This window comes from Streptomyces sp. CB01635 (assembly GCF_002803065.1).
Classification (GTDB): Bacteria; Actinomycetota; Actinomycetes; order Streptomycetales; family Streptomycetaceae; genus Streptomyces.
Genome location: NZ_NNBL01000048.1, coordinates 1 through 18395, shown reverse-complemented (window position 1 = coordinate 18395; position 18395 = coordinate 1). Strand labels below are relative to the sequence as shown.

General features: G+C 68.2%; 14 protein-coding genes and 4 pseudogenes. 7 read left to right on the top strand and 11 right to left on the bottom strand.

Annotated features, from left to right (window positions below):
* The first annotated feature begins 188 nt into the window (after nucleotides 1-188).
* On the top strand, nucleotides 189-1853 hold the full coding sequence (locus CG723_RS44815; protein WP_100599316.1) for an MDR family MFS transporter: 1665 nt from the start codon (nucleotides 189-191) through the stop codon (nucleotides 1851-1853).
* Here CG723_RS44815 and CG723_RS48525 read toward each other — a convergent pair.
* From CG723_RS48525 to CG723_RS44790, 5 genes and pseudogenes are all read right to left on the bottom strand, one after another.
* Nucleotides 1792-2105: pseudogene (locus CG723_RS48525) on the bottom strand (NADP-dependent oxidoreductase); the annotation flags it as partial. The gene CG723_RS44815 and the pseudogene CG723_RS48525 overlap by 62 nt on opposite strands.
* Nucleotides 2106-2276: 171 nt before the next feature.
* A pseudogene (locus tag CG723_RS49485) lies at nucleotides 2277-2477 on the bottom strand (helix-turn-helix domain-containing protein); the annotation flags it as partial.
* Nucleotides 2474-4000 carry an ABC transporter permease gene (locus tag CG723_RS44800; RefSeq protein WP_199842130.1) on the bottom strand — a complete coding sequence of 509 codons (1527 nt, stop codon included), beginning with the start codon at nucleotides 3998-4000 and terminating at the stop codon, nucleotides 2474-2476. The pseudogene CG723_RS49485 and the gene CG723_RS44800, both read right to left, overlap by 4 nt.
* Before the next feature lie 108 nt (nucleotides 4001-4108).
* The gene (locus CG723_RS44795; protein ID WP_100599315.1) at nucleotides 4109-4606 is read right to left on the bottom strand and encodes an FBP domain-containing protein; all 498 of its coding nucleotides are present in this window, start codon (nucleotides 4604-4606) and stop codon (nucleotides 4109-4111) included.
* A gap of 52 nt (nucleotides 4607-4658) precedes the next feature.
* Entirely contained in the window at nucleotides 4659-6230 is a 1572-nt protein-coding gene (locus tag CG723_RS44790; RefSeq protein WP_199842129.1) for an MFS transporter, read from the bottom strand.
* A gap of 885 nt (nucleotides 6231-7115) precedes the next feature.
* On the opposite strand from CG723_RS44790, the pseudogene CG723_RS44785 reads away from it, so the two are divergent.
* A pseudogene (locus CG723_RS44785) lies at nucleotides 7116-7533 on the top strand (IS982 family transposase); the annotation flags it as partial.
* Nucleotides 7534-7675: 142 nt separating this feature from the next.
* Nucleotides 7676-8098: an adenylyltransferase/cytidyltransferase family protein gene (locus tag CG723_RS44780; protein ID WP_100599314.1), complete on the top strand. Its 423-nt coding sequence runs from the start codon at nucleotides 7676-7678 to the stop codon at nucleotides 8096-8098.
* Between the two features lie 25 nt (nucleotides 8099-8123).
* Here the strand turns inward: CG723_RS44780 and CG723_RS44775 are convergent.
* Together CG723_RS44775 and CG723_RS44770 are read right to left on the bottom strand one after the other, a co-directional pair.
* Nucleotides 8124-8923 (bottom strand): IS5 family transposase gene (locus CG723_RS44775; RefSeq protein WP_442802649.1). Its coding sequence is split into 2 segments (ribosomal slippage): nucleotides 8124-8608 and nucleotides 8608-8923, totalling 801 coding nucleotides; the frame shifts between segments, so codons are not numbered across the junction.
* A 139-nt stretch (nucleotides 8924-9062) separates the two neighbouring features.
* On the bottom strand, nucleotides 9063-9716 hold the full coding sequence (locus CG723_RS44770; protein ID WP_100599313.1) for a GOLPH3/VPS74 family protein: 654 nt from the start codon (nucleotides 9714-9716) through the stop codon (nucleotides 9063-9065).
* 564 nt (nucleotides 9717-10280) lie between these two features.
* On the opposite strand from CG723_RS44770, the gene CG723_RS44765 reads away from it, so the two are divergent.
* Nucleotides 10281-12170, top strand: coding sequence for a S9 family peptidase (locus tag CG723_RS44765; RefSeq protein ID WP_100599312.1), 1890 nt, complete (start codon nucleotides 10281-10283; stop codon nucleotides 12168-12170).
* A gap of 629 nt (nucleotides 12171-12799) precedes the next feature.
* Here CG723_RS44765 and CG723_RS49480 read toward each other — a convergent pair.
* The 3 genes from CG723_RS49480 to CG723_RS44750 all read right to left on the bottom strand — a co-directional run bounded on the left by CG723_RS49480 (nucleotide 12800) and on the right by CG723_RS44750 (nucleotide 15308).
* The gene (locus CG723_RS49480; protein WP_442802648.1) at nucleotides 12800-13012 is read right to left on the bottom strand and encodes a transposase family protein; all 213 of its coding nucleotides are present in this window, start codon (nucleotides 13010-13012) and stop codon (nucleotides 12800-12802) included.
* A 153-nt stretch (nucleotides 13013-13165) separates the two neighbouring features.
* Nucleotides 13166-14641 (bottom strand): sensor histidine kinase, encoded by a 1476-nt coding sequence (locus tag CG723_RS44755; RefSeq protein ID WP_100599311.1) that lies wholly within the window; start codon nucleotides 14639-14641, stop codon nucleotides 13166-13168.
* A complete protein-coding gene (locus CG723_RS44750; protein WP_100599310.1) occupies nucleotides 14628-15308 on the bottom strand; it encodes a response regulator transcription factor in 681 nt (226 codons plus the stop codon). The genes CG723_RS44755 and CG723_RS44750 overlap by 14 nt, the downstream gene beginning before the upstream one ends.
* 128 nt (nucleotides 15309-15436) lie before the next feature.
* Here CG723_RS44750 and CG723_RS44745 point away from each other — a divergent pair, with 128 nt between their 5' ends.
* Nucleotides 15437-16966, top strand: coding sequence for a glycosyltransferase family 39 protein (locus CG723_RS44745; protein ID WP_159032717.1), 1530 nt, complete (start codon nucleotides 15437-15439; stop codon nucleotides 16964-16966).
* 89 nt (nucleotides 16967-17055) lie between these two features.
* Nucleotides 17056-17202: pseudogene (locus CG723_RS49475) on the top strand (IS1380 family transposase); the annotation flags it as partial.
* A 208-nt stretch (nucleotides 17203-17410) separates the two neighbouring features.
* Here the strand turns inward: CG723_RS49475 and CG723_RS44740 are convergent.
* Nucleotides 17411-17860: a WD40 repeat domain-containing protein gene (locus CG723_RS44740; protein WP_100599308.1), complete on the bottom strand. Its 450-nt coding sequence runs from the start codon at nucleotides 17858-17860 to the stop codon at nucleotides 17411-17413.
* Nucleotides 17861-18001: 141 nt separating this feature from the next.
* Here CG723_RS44740 and CG723_RS49470 point away from each other — a divergent pair, with 141 nt between their 5' ends.
* Nucleotides 18002-18280 carry an acyl-CoA dehydrogenase family protein gene (locus CG723_RS49470; protein ID WP_100599307.1) on the top strand — a complete coding sequence of 93 codons (279 nt, stop codon included), beginning with the start codon at nucleotides 18002-18004 and terminating at the stop codon, nucleotides 18278-18280.
* Nucleotides 18281-18395 lie beyond the last annotated feature (115 nt).

The following is an 18395-nucleotide window of genomic DNA, read 5'->3' as shown; positions in this document are numbered from 1 at the left end:
GACACAGGCCCGGCCCGGTGGCAGGTGGATCCACCCGCACCGGTTCGGATGCCGCCCTCGTTTGCGGTCCTTCGGTGCATCGCCGTCAGGTGGCGATCTGTGCCCATGAGTACGCCGCCTGTTCTCCTTGATTGGAAGAGTCAGTGGCTAGCGAAGTTTCCCCTGAGAAGAGGCCGGAAGCGGTGACGATGCCGCCCCGGCAGGTGCTTCAGGCGGTTTCCGGGCTGGTGGGCGGATTGTTCGTCGCCATCCTCGCTGGAACCGTGGTGGCCAATGCGCTGCCCCGGATCACCGCCCAGTTGGGGGCGAGCCAATCCTCGTACACCTGGGTCATCATCGCGGAGCTGCTGGCCATGACGGCCACCGTTCCGTTGTGGGGCAAGCTGTCCGACCTCTACAGCAAAAAGCTGCTCCTCCAGACATCGCTGGGCCTGTTCGTGGTCGGCTCGCTCGTGGCCGGGTTCTCCCAAGGTGTCGGCATGCTGATCTTCAGCCGGGTGGTGCAGGGCGTGGGGGCCGGCGGACTCACGGCACTGACGCAGGTCGTGATGGCGGCCGTCATCCCCCCGCGGAAGCTGGGCAGGTACTCCGGCGTCTTCGGCGCCGTCTTCTCCGGCGCCACCGTGGCCGGCCCGCTGATCGGCGGCCTCCTGGTGGACACCTCCTGGCTCGGCTGGCGGTGGTGCTTCTTCATCGGTGTGCCCTTCGCACTCCTTGCCATCGCGCTGCTGCAGCGCACACTGCACCTTCCGCACGTCCGCCGCGAGGTGAAGATCGACTGGCTCGGTGCCCTCCTGATCGTCGCCGGTGTCAGCGCGCTGCTCATCTGGGTCTCGATGGCGGGCAGCATGTTCGACTGGTTCTCCTGGCAGACGGCCGCCCTGGTCGGTGGCGGAACGCTGCTGCTGGCGGCGGCCGTCCGGGTCGAGTCCCGGGCCGCCGAGCCGATCATCCCGCTGAGCATCTTCCGCAACCGCACCGTGGCGCTGACCAGCCTGGCCTCCCTGCTGGTCGGTGTCGGCCTCTTCGGCGGCACCGTCTTCCTCTCGCAGTTCTTCCAGGTGGCCATGGGCAAGTCGCCCACGACCGCCGGTCTGATGAGTCTGCCGCTGATCCTGGGATCGCTCGCCGCCTCCACGTTCGCCGGACACCGGATCAGCGCGACCGGCAGGTGGAAGCGGTACCTCGTGGCAGGCACCGTCCTCATGACCGCCGGCCTCGCCCTGCTGTCCACCATCGGATCCCACACGCCCTTCGTTCTGCTGAGCGTCTACATGGCCGTCCTGGGGACCGGCGTCGGCATGCTGACGCAGAACCTGGTCCTTGCCGCGCAGAACGACGTGCCTGCCGACACTCTGGGCAGCGCGACCTCCGTCCTGTCCTTCTCGCGCAGCATGGGCGGGACCGTGGGCACCAGCGTCCTCGGGGCGGTCCTCGCCCACCGCGTCGCCACCGAACTGGCCGCCGGCCGCACGGCGGGAGGTGACACGCCGGGAGGTGGAGCCGGGCACGGTGTCCCTGACGTGATGACCCCGCCCGCGCCCTTGCGCGCGCTCGTGGAGAACGCCTACGGCATCGCCACCGCCGAACTCTTCTTCTGGGCCACCCCGTTCGCCCTGCTGGCACTGATCGCCGTCCTGTTCATCGAAGAGAAGCCACTCAAGAGGACCACCAGCACGGAGCGACTCGCCGAGGAGAGCGCCCTCGCCCCCGGCGGCCGCGCCCTCCCGACCCCCACCGACACACCCCGTGCCGACCTCGCCGAGGCATCGACCAAAGGCAGTGGAGGGTGCCCAGGCACCACCCGCCTGCTTGGTCGGCGACCGTCGCGACGCGCGTCGGCTCGCCCGTGATCGCGACGAGGTCGACCAGCGAGCCGGAGCCGCAGTGTCGAGTGTCAGGTCGACGCAGTGCGGAGCGAGAGCGGTGAGGCGCTGTGCGAGGCCGGGGCCGTAGGTGGTGGGAACGGCGCCGAGAGAGGTGGGGGGGTTGCGTTCACTGGCTGTCCCTATCACGGTGGCACCTTGTGCTACAGCGATCTCGACTGCCGCGCTCCCCACGCCTCCCACGCCTCCCGCGATGCCCTCGACGAGAAGGGTGCGCCCCGCAGGTCGAGGGAGCGCAGTCCGTTTAGGCCGCGACACACGAGGATGCGGTGGCCGGCGCCACGGTGACGACGTGCAGCCGCTCAAGTTCTGGGCGAGCCGGGCAGGCCCGTACTTGATCTGCCGCCGCAGCGCTTCCACCAGGTCGGCGATGCCCTCGCTGGTGCGCGTAGGGCTGGCAGACGGTCGGGAGGAGTGGTCGAGCAGGCCGTCCTCGCCGTGTGTCCGCCATCGGGCATACCACTTCGCCAGGCAGCGACGTGAGATCCCGGCTTCCGCCCCGATGTGCGCGATGGGGCGTCCAGCGTCGACGCGTAGCCACAACCGGAGACGCCCTTCCGGGGTGAGGGGCGCGTTCGCGTGCACAATCATGACCCACCGCGTGCCGCAGCTCGTGCTGCGGCACGCGGGCCTCCGTTCGTATTGAGCAGGATCATCGAGCAGCTCCGGATTGGGACGGGCACGACGCGATCGGGCATCCAGACCTTGGACGTGCCCGCCTGGGAGCAGGCCCCGGACAGCGCCTCCGTCGGGGGCAGCCGGGACGCCCGTACGGCGGGGTACAGGCCGGCCAGGGCCCCGATGGCGAGGGTGGCGAGCAGGCCGCCCGCCATCGCCCAGGCCGGGACGACTGCCGGCCAGCCCTGCGCGACGGCGTACGCGGTGGTGACGTCCACCCCGATGACGACTCCGGCGATCCCGCCGAGTCCTGCCAACAGCTGGGATTCCGCGAGGAATTGGGTGCGGATGTCGCCTCGCCGTGCGCCGAGGGCGCGGCGCGGGCCGATCTCGGCGCGCCGTTCCAGGACGGAGATGACCATGGTGTTGGCCACGCCGACCCCGCCGACAAGGAGCGCAACCCCCCCGAGGCCGAGCATCAGGCCCGTAAAGGCTTTGTCGGTGGCGCCCTTGGCGGCGAGGACGTCGCGTACGGACGTGACCGCGCTGTCTGCAGTGCGGACGTAGATTGTCGTGGGGTGTCCGTCGAAGCCCAGGTACCGCTTGGCGGCGTCCCAGCCGACGAGCGCGCTGTCGTTCAGCTCGGGTGCCAGGAGCGCCTCGTCGAGGATGCCGACCACGCTGAACCACTGACCGCCGAGCCAGACCCGGATGTCCGGGCCGACTTCCCCGATACCCAGGCGGTCGGCGGCGCCGCTGCCGAGTACGACGGCCGGGTACTTGGCGGTGGCGGCGTTGAGCCAGTTGCCGCGGGCGAGAGAGCCGCCGACGGTGTCCAGGAGGTCGAGGCGGGCGGCCTTGACGTTGATGCTGCCGGTCTCGGCGGCCGGGATGTGGTCGTTGCGATAGACGTACGCCGTCACCTTGCCGGTGCCGGTTGCGGACTCGACCGGGGCGATCCGGCCCGCCATGTCGATGGAACGCTCGGGGAGTTTGGCCTCGCCGCCGGTGAAGGTCCGGCCGGGGGACGCGGTGAGGAGGTTGGTGCCCAGGCGGTCGAGAGTGCGCTGCAGTTCGGCGTGGCTGCGACCAGCGACCGCGTGCTCGGGGCGCCGGTCTTGTGGTTGCGTCAGAGCGGCGGCCATGGCGAGGATGCGCTGGGCGACACGGACGGCGACGCCCTCGAAGGTCCGTCCGCCGTGCTGCTCCAGGTCCAACTGTCCCTTGAGGGTGTCGTTCACGGACTCGATCAGCTGCCGCACCGACTTGAGCGGGCCCTCGCCCTTGCGCTTCTTCTCCCGCTTGAACGAGGGCCGCAGCAGTTCGGCCCCACACATGACCAGGTCATTCTCGAACTCCTTGGAGGCGAAGCCCTTGTCCGCGATGATCAGCAGTCCGGGCCGGTCGGCGACCAGGTCTTCATCGACGTCGAGCATGGCCTGGAGCACTTCGCGTTCGTCGAGTTTCGGGTTCGCCAGCGCCCACAGGATCGGCATCCCGGTCGGCGGACGTCCGGCGGGTAAGACCGGAGGAGCCGCGAGGAGACGGCGGTTCAAGGAGTGGACAGGGGCTCGGCGACGATGGCCGTCGAGCCCCTGTCGGCCTCAGTGGAAGACCCGCTCCACGAACGCGTCGAGGTTGCCGCGCAGGCGCTCGATCTGCTGCTCGACAGTGAGGGACTCCTCCATGCGCCCGCCCGGTGCCGCCTTCTTCCTGCCCCGTACGTACAACGAGCAGTCCAGGTCGGTGCAGATATAGAGGCCCACCGAGTTGCCTGCGCGGCCGGCCGGGCCTGCCTTGGGGGCGGTCATGAGGGAGACGCCGCTGCCGGGATGCGTGGTCAGGCACAGCGAGCACAGGCTGCGGCGCAGGAATCCGCGGTTGCCGGAAGCGGAGCGCAGGGACAGGCCGACGAGTTCATCGGCGCGTTCGACGACGAGATACTTGCGATCGGGCGCGGACAGATCGAACCAGCCCAGGAAGTCCAGGTCGTCCCAGTGGTCGAGGTCCGCCAGGTTCTTGGGCAGGGGGAGGCGTTTGGCCTCGCCCTTCGAGCAGTTGGCGAACGACGTACGGATGTCGTGCTCGGTCAGGGGTTTCATGGAGGATCCTTCGAGGGGGGAGGCGGACGGTGGCGGGAGACGCCCCGGCTCGCTAGGCCGGTGCGTCGTCTCCGGCGTGCTTCGGCGTCTTGGGCCGTACGGTGAGGCCCGCCACCAGGGCGGCGAGCAGCAGGACGCCCGCCGAGCACCAGTAGGCGACGGAGAAGCCGTGCACCATGCCTTCGTCGAGGGTCGCGCCGCCGTGGGCCGGATCGTGCACGTGCGAGTGGACGTAACGGCTGGCGGCGCCGGTGGCGATCGTGTTGAGCAGTACGGTGCCCAGCGAAGCGCCCATCTGCTGAACGGTGTTGAGGACAGCCGAGGCCACACCGGCGTCCTGCGCGGGCACGCCAGCGGTGGCCGTCGCGTAGACCGGCATGAAGGTCAGGCCCATGCCCAGACCGAGCAGCAGAAGGGAGGGCAGCACGTGCGGGACGTACTGCGCATGCACGGTCAGGCTGCTGAGCAGCACCATGCCGACGGCGGCCAGCACCATGCCGGACGACATCAAGGTGCGCGGCGCCGTGCGTGGCAGCAGGCGGGCCGCGATCTGGGTCGCGCCGATGACGATACCGGCCGAAATAGGCACGAAGGCCAGGCCCGTCCGCACCGGCGGGTAGCCGAGGACGACCTGCAGGTAGTACGTCAGGAACAGGAAGACGCCGAACATGCCGATGGTGGCCAAGCCCATCGTCGCGAGCGATCCGGCCCGGACACGGTCCTTGACGATGCGCAGCGGCAGCAGCGGGCTCGCCGCGCGGCTCTGCCACCACACGAACGCGGCGAGCAAGATCACGCCGGCCACGAGCAGCGTGAGCACCGACGGGCTGGTCCAGCCGCGAGGTTCGGCCTCGCTGAAGCCGTACACGAGGGCGACGAGCCCGCCGCAGCCCAGCAGCGCGCCCGGCACATCCAGGTGCCCGCCCCGGCGGCCGGAGCGGTCGCGCAGGAAGGCCGGTGCGCCGAGCAGGGCGGCCAGCGCGATGGGCACGTTGACGTACAGGGACCAGCGCCAGTTCAGGTACTCGGTCAGCAGACCGCCCACGATCAGCCCGACCGCGCTGCCGCCGCCGGCCAGCGCACCGTAGACCCCGAACGCCCTGGCCCGCTCCTTGGGGTCGGTGAACGTCGTCGTCAGCAGCGACAGGGCCGAGGGCGCCAGGACCGCCGCGAACGCACCCTGCAGGGCCCGCGCCGCGAACAGCATCCCGGGACCGGCCGCCGCGCCGCCCAGCGCGGAGGCCGCGGCGAACCCGGCCAGGCCGATGACGAAGGTGCGCTTGCGGCCCAGCAGATCGGCGATCCGGCCGCCGAGCAGCAGCAGCCCGCCGAAGGCCAGCGTGTAGGCGGTGATCACCCACTGCCGGTCGGCGTCGGACATGCCGAGAGAGTGCTGGGCGGAGGGCAGCGCGATGTTCACGATGGTGCCGTCAAGGATCACCATCAGCTGGGCGAGGGCGATGACGGCCAGCGCCCACCAGCGCTTCGGATCCGGTGCCGGTGCCGGTGCCGGATCCGGAGTCGCGGCGGGAACCTCGCGCTCCGGGGAACGGTCGGTTGCCGTGGAAGGGGCGGGGGAAGGGGCGGACGGGAGGGATTCCCCTCCGGGACGTTTCTTGCTCATGGCGATCACGCACGTTTCGTGTCGAAGTGCTGTCGAGACAGCCGGCCAGGGACGGTCGCAGTGATGACGACGGGCCGGTGCACGCAGCACGGGGACACGGCATGGCGGTGGGGCAGCGGGAACCGCGGACAGCACCCGGGGCTTGCCTCACCAGCCGCGTGTCACTCACGCCGGCGCTCTTGCTGGTCGTGAGGCGGAGCGCGCCGAGATCACGGTGACCAGCAAAAGAAGGGCCCGTCTTCGGGCACGCGCCCCCACGGCCCGCGCGGCGACGAACCGCGCAGGCCAGGACATCTCGTGACGCGGCATCTCAGGAAGATGCCGAAGACAAGAAACAAGAAGGGGGAAGAGTTACCGCGCGCCGCAGAGGAGGGAGGGCACACGGCCGGAGGCAACTATGGCCGCAACGCATTCAGCACGGTCCATGTCTCTCGCCTCCTTCCGGGCAGGGCACGCGGTGCGTGTCGACGCCGAGCGCGCCGAACGGGGCGGCAGACAACCTGCCGCGCGAAATCCCGGACAGGCTATCCCATCGACGCCACCGCGCGACCGGAATTACCGACCGCCCGCGTACACGGAAGGGGTTTGACGACGGCCGTCGTCAAACCCCTTCCGTGTACGCGCCCAGCATGGGTGATTGCTTGGGGGTGGAAGTCCCTGGGGGAAGAGGTGGCGCCAACCCCGAGCCGGGAGTAGGGGCGGGAAGCCGTTGGCGATGTCTGACAGCTGCTGGTGCAGCCCCGACACGTATGCGGCCTGGCCGCCGACCCAGGTGCCGAGTGGTCCTGCTGCTCTCGCTCGACCAGAGCGCGGCGTTCCTCTGGGCTGACGTCGTCAGACAGGACGTCGACGACCTCGACGTCAGCTTCCGGGGGCTCGGGAGCGATCCTGTGGGCGCTGGCGAACCCGAAACTCGACGAACGCGAAGTGCTCCAGGCCATGCTCGACGTCGATGAAGACCTGGTCGCCGACCGGCCCGGACTGCTGATCATCGCGGACAAGGGCTTCGCCTCCAAGGAGTTCGAGAATGACCTGGTCATGCGTGGGGCCGAACTGCTGCGGCCCTCGTTCAAGCGGGAGAAGAAGCGCAAGGGCGAGGGCCCGCTCAAGTCGGTGCGGCAGCTGATCGAGTCCGTGAACGACACCCTCAAGGGACAGTTGGACCTGGAGCAGCACGGCGGACGGACCTTCGAGGGCGTCGCCGTCCGTGTCGCCCAGCGCATCCTCGCCATGGCCGCCGCTCTGACGCAACCACAAGACCGGCGCCCCGAGCACGCGGTCGCTGGTCGCATTCGATCACTGAATACATCGGACTTAAGAGCTCGTAACAAGATCATGAGTGAGCCTTCTTGAGCCGCTTCGGGCGCCGACCGGCGGATGGTTGACGGAGCGGGGGCGGTTGGCCCAGTCTTGGTCGGCTTGGGACCGTCGAGAGGGCAACAGGCATGGCTGAGCGCGGGACCGTCTACGTCGACATGGTCGGGGACCTGTTCCACCCGGGACACGTCGCGCTGCTCAGGGCCGCGCGGGACTTCGGGGAGCGGCTGATGGTTGGGGTGCTCTCGGACGAGATCGTGGCCGGGTACAAGCGCAGGCCCATCATGACGCTGGCGGAGCGGATCGCGGTGATCGAGGCGTGCCGGTACGTCGATGTGGTGCTCCCGGACGCGCCCTACCGTGTCACGAACGAGTTCCTGGACCGGCACGGCATCGACGTGGTCGTGCACGGTGACGACCTCACGGCTGACGCGGTCGAAGAGGTCTTCGGTCCTGTGGCCGATGCGGGGAAGCTGCGGCTTGTGCGGTACACGGCCGGTGTCTCCACCACCGAGCTCATCCAACGGTGTCGCGCGGCGGACGCTTCATGAGGGGCCACGGTGACCTCGTAAGCTCCTAACGCGGATGTGATCCGGCCTTCCTAAGCCGCCTCCAGCAGATGAGGCTACAGCCCAACGAGACGAAGGCGTCGTGAAGTTCGAGGCGTCGCTCCCAGCGCACGGCCAGGCGCTTGAACTGGTGGAGCAGGGCGAAGGTCTGCTCGACGACGTAGCGGAGCTTGCCCAGGCCCTTGATGTTCGGGACGCCCTTGCGGGAGATCACCGGCATGATCCGGCGTTTGCGCAGTTCACGGCGGATAGCCCGGGAGTCGTACGCGTTGTCGCCCAGCACGGCGTCGGGGCGCCGGCGGGGGTGCCCTGGACGCCCGGCCACCGGCGGGATGCCGTCGACTAGGGCAAGGGTCTGCGTGATGTCGTTGACGTTTGCCGCGGTGGTGACGACGTGGAGCGGAATGCCCTTCCCGTCGCAGATCAGGTGGTGCTTGCTGCCCGTCTTGCGCCGGTCGACCGGCGACGGGCCGGTCGCGGCTCCCCCCTTTTCGCGCGGACATGGGAGCCGTCCACGCACGCCCGGGACCAGTCGAGCTCGCCGACCGCGCTCAGCTTTGCGAGCAAGATGCGGTGTAACTCGTCGAAAACTCCGGCCTGTTGCCAGCGATCCAGGCGCCACCAACAGGTCTGCCCTGAACCAAACCCCAGCTCCAACGGCAGGAGTTGCCACGCGATGTCCTGGTGCACGACGTACAGGATGCCCTGCAGGCACAACCGGTCCGGCACCGGTTTCGGCCCCGGCGACCGCTCGGGCCAGGGCGACAACAGCGGTTCGCTCACTGCCCACAAGGCGTCGTCTACGATCCACGGCCGAGTCGTCACACCCACCCAGACGGTCAGATCGTCACAACAGTCACGCCCGACCAGGACCCGTCAAGATCCTGTTACGAGCTCTTATTAGGCTCGCATTCTGCGGACGTGCGCATTTTTAGGTTTGTCTTGCTCAGCTCCATCCGCCGCCGACAGCCCGACTGGAAAGCACCGAGTTTGACAGGGCTTTGCGCAGGCCCGGTATTTCTCGATCGAATTTCTTGGCGAGTTCCTCAAGCGTATCCTTGTGAATGCGGCGCTCGGAACGGTTCAGTACGACCCCCATGGTCGCGTCGCTCTCCAGGGCGATCACCGGCAGTGCCACTTGCGCCAGGGGCAGAGTGGACGGGTCGGGAGTGGTGGTGACCCGCGTGCGCAATACTTGCTGCACAGCTCGGGCCTCCTCTTCCCGCCGCAAGACAACTTTGCTCCCTCCAAGCAGACTCAAGGTGCGGCCGGTCTTCTTTTCGATAATCCCAGCAGCCGTCAGCTGGTTTTCGACCGGTTTCTCAGCCTTGTGCGCGGTGTTGTGCACCAGTGCCATCCACTTTTTCGGTCTCGCGTGCAGCTCTTCCCACACAGAGGCAAGAAACGGATCCGTCGGTGATTGGTCTCCAAGTGCGCGAACCCGGCGCCCGTCGGTCTCAGCCTGTCCCGCAAGGACTAGCTCGGTCAGGGCAGCAGCGCGCACCCGCTGCCCGCGGAACTGCAGAAGAGTGGCCGGAAACTTATTCTTCGTGAAGGCGTAGGTGCACAGGTAGATCTGCTGCGGAAGCGTGAGATCCATGCGAACTCCTTGAATACGTGGCAACAGGACCAGTTCCTACTGCATGGCGCGATCCACAAGGGCCGTTGACGGCATATCGGGTTCGCCGACCTCGGCCGTCGACCTGTCGGCGTAGCGCTTTTCCTGACTCGGCGGGACTGCAGCCGCTCGAAGGCGCCATGAATCCGCACCACGGTCACCCGACTCACAGCAGGAAGCTCGTGATCTTCATGGCCGCCAACTCTCCCGAAGTCCATCTTGTGCGACCTCACCATCGTGTCACTAACTGCAATAGTGACGCTTAGTGACAGAATTGCCCACCCCCCCGCGCATGTGACCTGCGCCACGAGTTCACTGTCGGCCGAGCGGTCGCCCTGGGGAGGTGAGGCTGCAATCGACGGCCCGCAGCGGCTGGACATGTGGCGCACTTGCCATTGCTGTCACTTAGTGACAATGTCATTAAGTGACAGCCTTCGATCGCTGAACGGTGACCGGCTCCAGGCTGCGGACCCACTCAGAGCCCTTGCCGACCATCTTCAGGGCCTCATCACTCGCTGTCCGGGGACAGCCACAGGAAGGACCCACATGGCACTGCCGAAGCCGATCAGCGTCGAGGAGCTCTTTGCCCCTCCCATCCGTTCGAGGGCCTCCCTCTCGCCGGACGGCACCAAGATCGCGTACCTGGCTCCTTGGGGGAACCACCTGAACCTGTGGATCGAGAGTGTCGACGCGCCCGGGGACGCGCGGCGGGTCACCTCCGAGGACCGCAACCTGCTGAGCTATCACTGGACCGACGATCCGAGGTGGCTGCTCTATACCCGGGACCAGGGGGGCGACGAGAACCGGCACCTGTACCGCGTCGATCTCGAAGACCCGGACGCAGGGGCTACTGACCTGACCCCTTTCCCCGGCGCACGCATCATGGATCTGAAGCTGCCCGCCGCGCAGCCGGGGAAGGCGGTGTTCTCCTCGAACAGCCGGAACCCCGCCGCGTTCGACCTCTTCGAGCTGGACATCGCCACCGGTGACCTGCAGACCCTCGCGGAGAACCCCGGAGGCGCTGCCACCACCCTCTTTTATGGCGGCAGCGGAGACCCCTTCACCAGCGACGTCACCGAACAGGGCGACCTCAACCTCTCGCGCTGGAACGAGGCCACGCAGACGTTGCGCCACATCGCGCAGTTCGACGGTGCGGACTATCCGCTGGGCGTCTATCCGCTGGAAGTTACCGCCGACGCCGGCGTTCTCTTCGGTTCGAACCGGGGCTCGGACAGACTCCGCCTGGCCCGGTTGGATGCAGAAACCGGCGAGGAGACGGAGGTCGACTCCCACCCGCAGTACGACCTGGACACACGAGCCCGTGTCTTTCCCGCACTGCCCTCGCCGCTCATCTTCAGCCGGCGTACCGGCGAGCTCATCGGAGTTCGCTACCTCGGGGAACGACTGGTGATCAACGCACTGGACCCGCACTTTGCCGAGGTCTTGGAGAACCTGAGGAATCTGTCCGATGGCGACCTGGCCCACATCTCGTCCGACGAGAGCGAGCAGCGGTGGGTCGTCAGCTTCACCCACGACCGCGACCCCGGGGCCACATACTTCTACGACCACTCCTCGGGCGAGAGCCGCCTACTGTTCCGGCCCCTTGGCCACCTGGATCCCGAGCAGCTGGCACCGATGACACCGGTGACGATCACCGCTCGGGACGGTCTCGCGCTCCCCTCCCACCTGACACTGCCAATCGGGACAGAGCCGCACCGGCTGCCGCTGGTCCTGCTCGTGCACGGCGGTCCCTGGGACCGAGACAGCTGGGGGTTCAACCCTCTCGTCCAACTGCTGGCCAACCGGGGCTACGCGGTGCTTCAGGTGAACTTCCGCAGCTCCACGGGGTACGGCAAGTCGTTCATGAAGGCCGGCATCGGGGAGTTGGCCGGCAAAATGCACGACGACCTGATCGACGGTGTGAACTGGGCCATCCAGCAGGGATACGCGGACCCGGACCGGGTGGCGATCTTGGGCGGCTCCTACGGTGGCTATGCGGCACTGGTCGGAGTCACCTTCACGCCCGATGTCTTCGCTGCTGCGGTGGACATCTTCGGGGTCTCTGACCTCGCCAACTTCCTGCGCAACCAGCCGGAATTCGTCCAGCCGGCCCTTGCCGCCAACTGGTTCCGCTGGGTCGGCGACCCCGCGGATCCGCAGCAGGAGGCCGACATGCTGGCCCGCTCACCGATCAGCCAGGTGGACCAGGCCCGTACACCGCTGCTCATCGCCCAAGGCGCCAATGACGCCCGGGTAGCGCAGGCAGAATCCGACAACATGGTCCAGGCCCTCCGGGCGCGTGGGGTCCCCGTCGAGTACATACTCATGGCGGACGAAGGGCACTCCATCGAGAACCCGGAGAACTTGATCGCCGTGTACCACGCAGTGGAGCACTTCTTGGACGAGCATCTCGGAGACGGCCGGGACGCTACGTAGCCGTCGTCCGGGCCGTGGCGGTAGGCGGTCGGCGTAAGGAAATCCGTGAGGCCCGCAGCTCGCGCAGTCTCCGCGGCCGCCATTAGCGGATGCTCTGTCCAGCGGCTGCGGAGGTGTTACGGGAAGCGGCGGCGGGGAAGCGCGAGGCGCGAGCGCCTGAGGGAAACACAGCGAACCGGAACGGAGCCCGCGCAGCCATAGCCAAGATGTGGGAAAGCTACCGAAGCCTCCCTGCGCTTCGCCGGGGGCACCCCTGATATGGCGGGGCGAGGAGGAGCTGATCCTCCGCTCGCCTCAGCAGCGTGTGGTGCCGGCGGCGCTGCCGTCGCGGCGCGAGCGCCATGTCACCACCCGCCGAGATCGTCCACGCCGTATGGGGTAAGGACCCTCCGACGGCGGCCGTGCCCGTGCTGCGCACCTAGGTCTCGCGGCTGCGCAAGACCCTGGAGCCCGACCGGGCGGCCGACGAGTCCCGGGCCGTGATCGTCTCGGCCATCGACAGATACCTGGCCTTCGCTGTGCCCAAAGAGTTGTGTTCATCTTGAACGTGCAGGTCACGGGGGTGGCATGGGTGGGTGAGGTCATGCTCGTGCTGGTCGGCGGCGGCTGTCTGCGGTGAAGATCGTCGGTCAGCGGGCGATCTCGTGCCAGTTGAGGACCATCAGCGCGCGGACGAGCCGGGTGGCCCGCTTCACGTTGAGGCGGAGCCGGGTCAGTACCCGCCAGTTCTTCAGGTGTGCGAAGGCGTGTTCGCAGACGGCTCGTTCTGCGCCGATCAGCTGGTTGACCTGCTTCTTCGCGGGCGGGAGCTTCTTGCCCTTGGGCTTCTTGCAGCAGGTGATCTCCGAGCCGCGCGCGGGTCGGGCGGTGGAGGTCCACAGCAGCCGGGCTCAGCCAGGTGGCGGGTGAAGTGGATGATCGTTTCTGCGGCAGTGGCGGTGGGCGTGGTCATCTGGTGGGCTTCCGGTTCCGAAGGGCTGCCGCGGTGAAGCGCGTCATTCCTCGGCCGGGGCGAGGGCTCGGGGAAGGCGTAGCTGGAAGCATGCTCCGAGGGTCCGGGGGGTGAGGGAGAGGGTACCTCGGTGGCGGTGGGCCAGGTCGCGGGCGATGGCGAGGCCCAGGCCGGTGCCTCCGTTGTCGCGGGAGCGGGCGTCGTCGAGCCGGACGAAGCGTTCGAAGATACGCTCGGCGTCCTCGGTGGGCACGCCCGGGCCGTCGTCGTGCACGGTGAGGACGACCCAGGCGTCCTGGTTCCAGACGGTGATCTGGATGCGGTGTGCGGCGTGGCGGGCGGCGTTGTCGATGAGGTTGCGCAGCAGCCGTTCGTATTCGTCGGGGTTTCCGTGTACGTGTGCGGGGGCGGTGCTGTCGCAGGTGAGGGTCAACGGCCGTTCGGCGAGGGGGTATTGCTCGGTCAGCCGGGAGGCGAGGGCTGCCAGGTCGACGGTTTCGGGGCCGGCCATGGGGGTGCGGGTGTCGAGGCGGGCGAGGAGCAGCAGGTCTTCGGCGAGGGCCTGGAGGCGGCGGGTCTGTCGTGCGGCGGTGGTGGCCGCGGCGGGCCAGTCGGTGCGTTCCGGGTAGGCGAGCGCGACTTCCAGGCTGGCCAGCAGCGTGGTGAGGGGGCTGCGTAGTTCGTGGGCGGCGTCCGCGACGAAGCGGCGTTGCTGGGCGGCGGCGTCGTCGAGGCGCTGGAGGGTGGTGTTGATGGTGGTGGCCAGGGCGGTGATCTCGTGTCCCGTGGCGGGGACGGTGACACGTTCGCGAGGGTCGCTCGCGGTGACCGAGGCGGTGAGGACACGGATGGCTTCGACCGGCCGCAGCGCGATGCGGACGGCGAAGTAGGTGACGGCGGCGATCAGTACGAGGCTGACGAGCCCGGCCCGCAGCAGCAGGAGGTCGGTGGTCTTGGCGATTGCCTTGGCTGTGTTCGGGAGCACCACCACATAGACCCGCAGGTGGGCGTCGGCGGCGACGCCCAGAGCGGCGACTTTGTCACTGCTGAGTTCATCGGCGCTGATATCGGCGAACATGACCGTGTAGGTCCTGCCGGCCATGTCGAACCTGTCCCTAGAGTTGGAGTCGCGCACCGGTATGCGGAGGGGAAGGATCGTCAAGCCTCCGGGCTCCCTGGCCTCCGATGGGGCGGGCAGCACATGGCGGGTGCCGGGATCGAAGGCGGCCATGCCTCCGCCGTAGGCGACAGCGGTGCGTCGGCCGGTCGCGACGACCTCGTACGGCAGCACAGTGCCTCTGCGAGCGGGAACCACACCCTCGTTCAGCTGATCGACAAGAGCCCAGAGCTGTTGCTCGGCTTGTCCTTCGGCGATCTGCGTGCCCTGGCGGTAGACGTCGTGGTGCAGCCACCAGCCGATGCCGACCAGGATGACAACGGCGGCCGAGGCGGCGGCCAGAGCCGTGCGGGCTCGTACCGAACGCGGCCACCAGCGGCGTCGCGGCTCAGTCGCGTTCACGGTCGTCCACCAGACGGTAGCCGGTACCCCGTACGGTCTGCAGGGACCGTCGGCCGAACGCGGTGTCCACCTTCTTGCGCAATGCGCTGACCCGTGCCTCCACCAGGTTGGGATCCAGGGCTTCGTCGGGCCACGCGTGATAGAGCAGATCCGTTTTGGAGACCGCCTGGCCCGCCCGGCGGGCCAGCAGCTCCAGCACGGCGAACTCCCTGGGCGTGAGTTCCACCCGGGCCCCGGCCCGGCGGCAGACCCGGCCGGCGACATCCAACGAGAGGTCGCCCACGGCAAGGACGGGCGGTGCGACCGTGGCCGCTCGTCTGACCAGGGCTCGCAGCCGTGCGACGAGCACCACGTAGGAGAAGGGCTTGGCCAGGTAGTCGTCGGCCCCCGTGTCCAGGGCCTCTGCCTGATCCCACTCCCCGTCCTTGGCGGTGAGTACCAGGATGGGAGTCGCGTTGCCCTCCCGGCGCAGTTGGGCGCAGACCTTGTAGCCGTTGAGTCCGGGCAGCATCAAGTCCAGTACGACAAGGGCGTATTCGCCGGTCCGGGCCATCCACAGTCCCTGTCGGCCGTCATGGGCGAGGTCGACGCTGTAGCCCTCGGCGGTCAGACCGGTGTGCAGGGTGTGGGCAAGGTCCACCTCGTCTTCGACCACCAGGATGCGCATGCGGTGCAGCTTCGCACAGCGCCGGCCCGCCTTCCTGATCGGCCGGTCAGGTTGGGTCAGCCTCCGGTCAACGAGGTCCGGGCACGCTGGCGGAGTGTCTTCGCCACTGCTGAAAGGCCCTGTCGCCGATGTCCGTTGATGAACGTGTCCCCGCCGTCGCCAGGGCGGTTTCCCCTCCCGTACCCGCCCGTCGACGATCATCGGGCCCGGCCGAGACCCTTGTCGTCATCGCGCCCCTGGCGCTGACCATCGCTCTGGGGCTCTGGGGTATCCGCAGGAAGAACACCATGTGGGGGGACGAGTCCGTCACCTATCAGCTCGCGCACCGCGATCTTTCGCAGATATGGCTCACCGCCCAGCATATTGATCTGGTCCATGCCCTCTACTACGCCGTGATGCATGAGATCTTCGGGTTCTTCGGCGGAGGGCTGCTGACGTTGCGGCTGCCGTCCGTGCTGGCGATGGCCGTGGCGGCGAGCGGAGTCGGGCTTCTGGGGCTACGCCTGGCGGGACCCCGTGCCGGGCTGCTGGCCGGGCTGGTGTTCTCGCTCCTTCCCCAGGTACAGAAGTACGCGCAGGAAGGCCGCTCGTACGCCATGGTCTGTGCCCTGGTCACCTGGGCCACCTATGCGCTCGTGGTCAGCGTCCCGCATCGCGCCCGGTGGCGGTGGGCGGTCTATGGCTCCACCATGCTGCTGGCCTGTCTGCTCCATGAGTTCGCGGTCCTCGCCCTGGTCGCACACGGCGTCACACTGGTCGTCTCCCGTGTTCCACGACCGGTGCTGAGAGCGTGGAGTGTGGCTGCCGCGGGCGTCGTGGCCGGGCTGTTGCCGCTGGCGATCTACAGTGCGGGGCAGTCGGAGCAGGTGTCCTGGATCGGCGTACCGGTGCGGCTTCGTTATTTCCTGGTGGTGGCGGTCGTGGGCATGGTGTGTGCCCGAGCACCCCTGGGGGTGAGGGGGCCCGTTCGGCTTTCCGTGCTGGCTGTGCCGATTCTTGTGCTTCCCGGCCTTCTGCTGCTGATCGCCTCACTGGTCAAGCCCCTTTTCGTCGACCGGTATGTGGTCTACAGCAATATCGGAATCGCCTTGCTGCTGGGCGCCTGCATGGATTACTTCCTCCGGCGGCAGCGGTCTTCCCGCTACGCGTGGATCGTGGCGGTTGCCGTACTGGCCGCGCTCGTCCAGCCGAGCCTTTCGCTGAGGACGCCCCAGAGCCGGAGCAATGACGTCACCGCCATCGGCGCCGCCGTACGCAAGGAAGGCCGTCCCGGCGACGGGCTGCTCCATCTCGCCGGCCAACACCGGATCTTGACCGCGGCCAACCCCGAGGACACCCGTCTTCTGACAGATCTCGCCCTGGCACAGGATCCCGTTTCGTCGAACACACTTGCCGGTGTCGAGCTTCCCGCCCAGGAAATAGCGGCACGCATGCTGCAATTCGACCGGATCGTCGCGGTCCGCGCGGTGGGTGTGCACTCGCCGGCCAACCCGCAGGAGGAAGCGAAAACGAGCACCCTGCGGCGCCACTTCCGGGAGTATGGAACAACCCGTGTCAACGGGGCGCGAGTCACCGTCTATGTCCGAGACCACGACCCGTCTCCGAAGGCCGGTCCTGGATCCAACAGCCCGGGTGCGAGCGGTGGGGTGATGAGGTGACCGCGACTGGTGCCGGCCCGGCCGGCACCATCGCCGTCACGCTGTCCCGCCCCGGAAGCCACGGACCTCGGCTTGCCGGTCGCTGCTGCCGTGGGAGGCTGCGGCTGTTCTCCGCCGCTGCCCAACTCATCGCGACCGCACGCCAACGGCGCCTCCGATGCGCCCGCCACTGGCCATGGACGGAAGAGATCACCGACACGATCAGTCGGCTCGGCACCTTCCCGGACCCAGGCTGACCGAAAACAGCCCGGGGAAGATCCGGGACGTCGGGGATGTCGGCGATGTCGATCTCCTCGAACCCCGACGAGCAGCAGAGCCACCGACGGGACCGTGGCAACCGGCGCCCACCCGATGCGACGAGCGGGCCGCCTGCGTGCCCGCACACGCACCGCGACGACGAATGGGGCGGCAGCTGTGTGGTGCGGCCTGGCCAACAACGTGCTGTCACGTGCGTAGCTCAAAGAGGTGCAGTCCACGGATACCAACGGCCACGAAGGTCCGGCCGTGGCTCGCCCACGTGCATCCCGTCAAGGAGCCATCGGTGCGCACAAGCGTTGCGATGGCTCTGCTGCGGACGTTGCAAACACGGATCTCTCCGCTTTTGCTCACGCTGGCGAGCCAGGTGCTGTCGGGTGAGATCGCCACCGAGCCCACCCGGCCGGATTCTGCGGTGAGGGTTTTGATGCACCGTCCGCTGGCCCGGTCCCACAGCCGCAGCGTCGTGTCCCCGCTGACGGCGAGCCAGGTGCCGTCGGGTGAGATCGCCACTGAGGTCACCCGGTCGGTGTGTCCGGTGAGGGTGGTGGTGCACTGTCCGCTGGCCCGGTCCCATAGCCGCACCGTCGTGTCCGCGTTGCTGCGGGTGGCGAGCCAGGTGCTGTCGGGACCGACCACGGAGCCCAGTACACGAGCAGGGCCTTCGCTGAAGCCTGCAGGTCAGCAGGGGTTCGGCGAAGCATGAGCTCGGTCGGGTCCAGCGCGGACAACGCACTCGGCGACATCGGCCAGGGCCTGGCTGTCGGCTAGCGCAGCAGCATCCTCTACGGCCGCCCCAATCTAGCCGCCGTCAGCCTCGGTATCCACGAAGCCGTACTCGACACCACCACCAGCTACCTGAAAGGCCGTCCCCGCTACAACGGAGCCCTGTCGGGTCTGCCGGTGCTGCGTGACCGCGTCGGCGGAATGGAAGCCGGCTTCCGCGCCGCCCGCATCCTCGCCTACCAAGCCGTCCACCTCCTCGAGGCTGGCCTGCGGGATGACCAGGGCAAGGAAGTTGAGCGCAGGATGCGGCGTCCCGCTTCGCGAGAAGACTGATCTCTGCGCGTTCCACCGCTCTCCGGTGAACGCCTGTTGAGGCTCACCGGTTTTGGCTCTGTCTGGAGTTCCGTGAACTTCATGGTCGAGTGAGGATCCGGGTGCGGAGGAGCCG

Bases quoted from the DNA above. Each gene is read 5' to 3' on its own strand.
- CG723_RS44815 (WP_100599316.1), top strand. From the start codon at position 189: ATGCCGCCCCGGCAGGTGCTTCAGGCGGTTTCCGGGCTGGTGGGCGGA.
- CG723_RS44800 (WP_199842130.1), bottom strand. From the start codon at position 4,000: ATGCCGATCCTGTGGGCGCTGGCGAACCCGAAACTCGACGAACGCGAA.
- CG723_RS44795 (WP_100599315.1), bottom strand. From the start codon at position 4,606: ATGAAACCCCTGACCGAGCACGACATCCGTACGTCGTTCGCCAACTGC.
- CG723_RS44790 (WP_199842129.1), bottom strand. From the start codon at position 6,230: ATGAGCAAGAAACGTCCCGGAGGGGAATCCCTCCCGTCCGCCCCTTCC.
- CG723_RS44780 (WP_100599314.1), top strand. From the start codon at position 7,676: ATGGCTGAGCGCGGGACCGTCTACGTCGACATGGTCGGGGACCTGTTC.
- CG723_RS44770 (WP_100599313.1), bottom strand. From the start codon at position 9,716: ATGGATCTCACGCTTCCGCAGCAGATCTACCTGTGCACCTACGCCTTC.
- CG723_RS44765 (WP_100599312.1), top strand. From the start codon at position 10,281: ATGGCACTGCCGAAGCCGATCAGCGTCGAGGAGCTCTTTGCCCCTCCC.
- CG723_RS44750 (WP_100599310.1), bottom strand. From the start codon at position 15,308: ATGCGCATCCTGGTGGTCGAAGACGAGGTGGACCTTGCCCACACCCTG.
- CG723_RS44745 (WP_159032717.1), top strand. From the start codon at position 15,437: ATGTCCGTTGATGAACGTGTCCCCGCCGTCGCCAGGGCGGTTTCCCCT.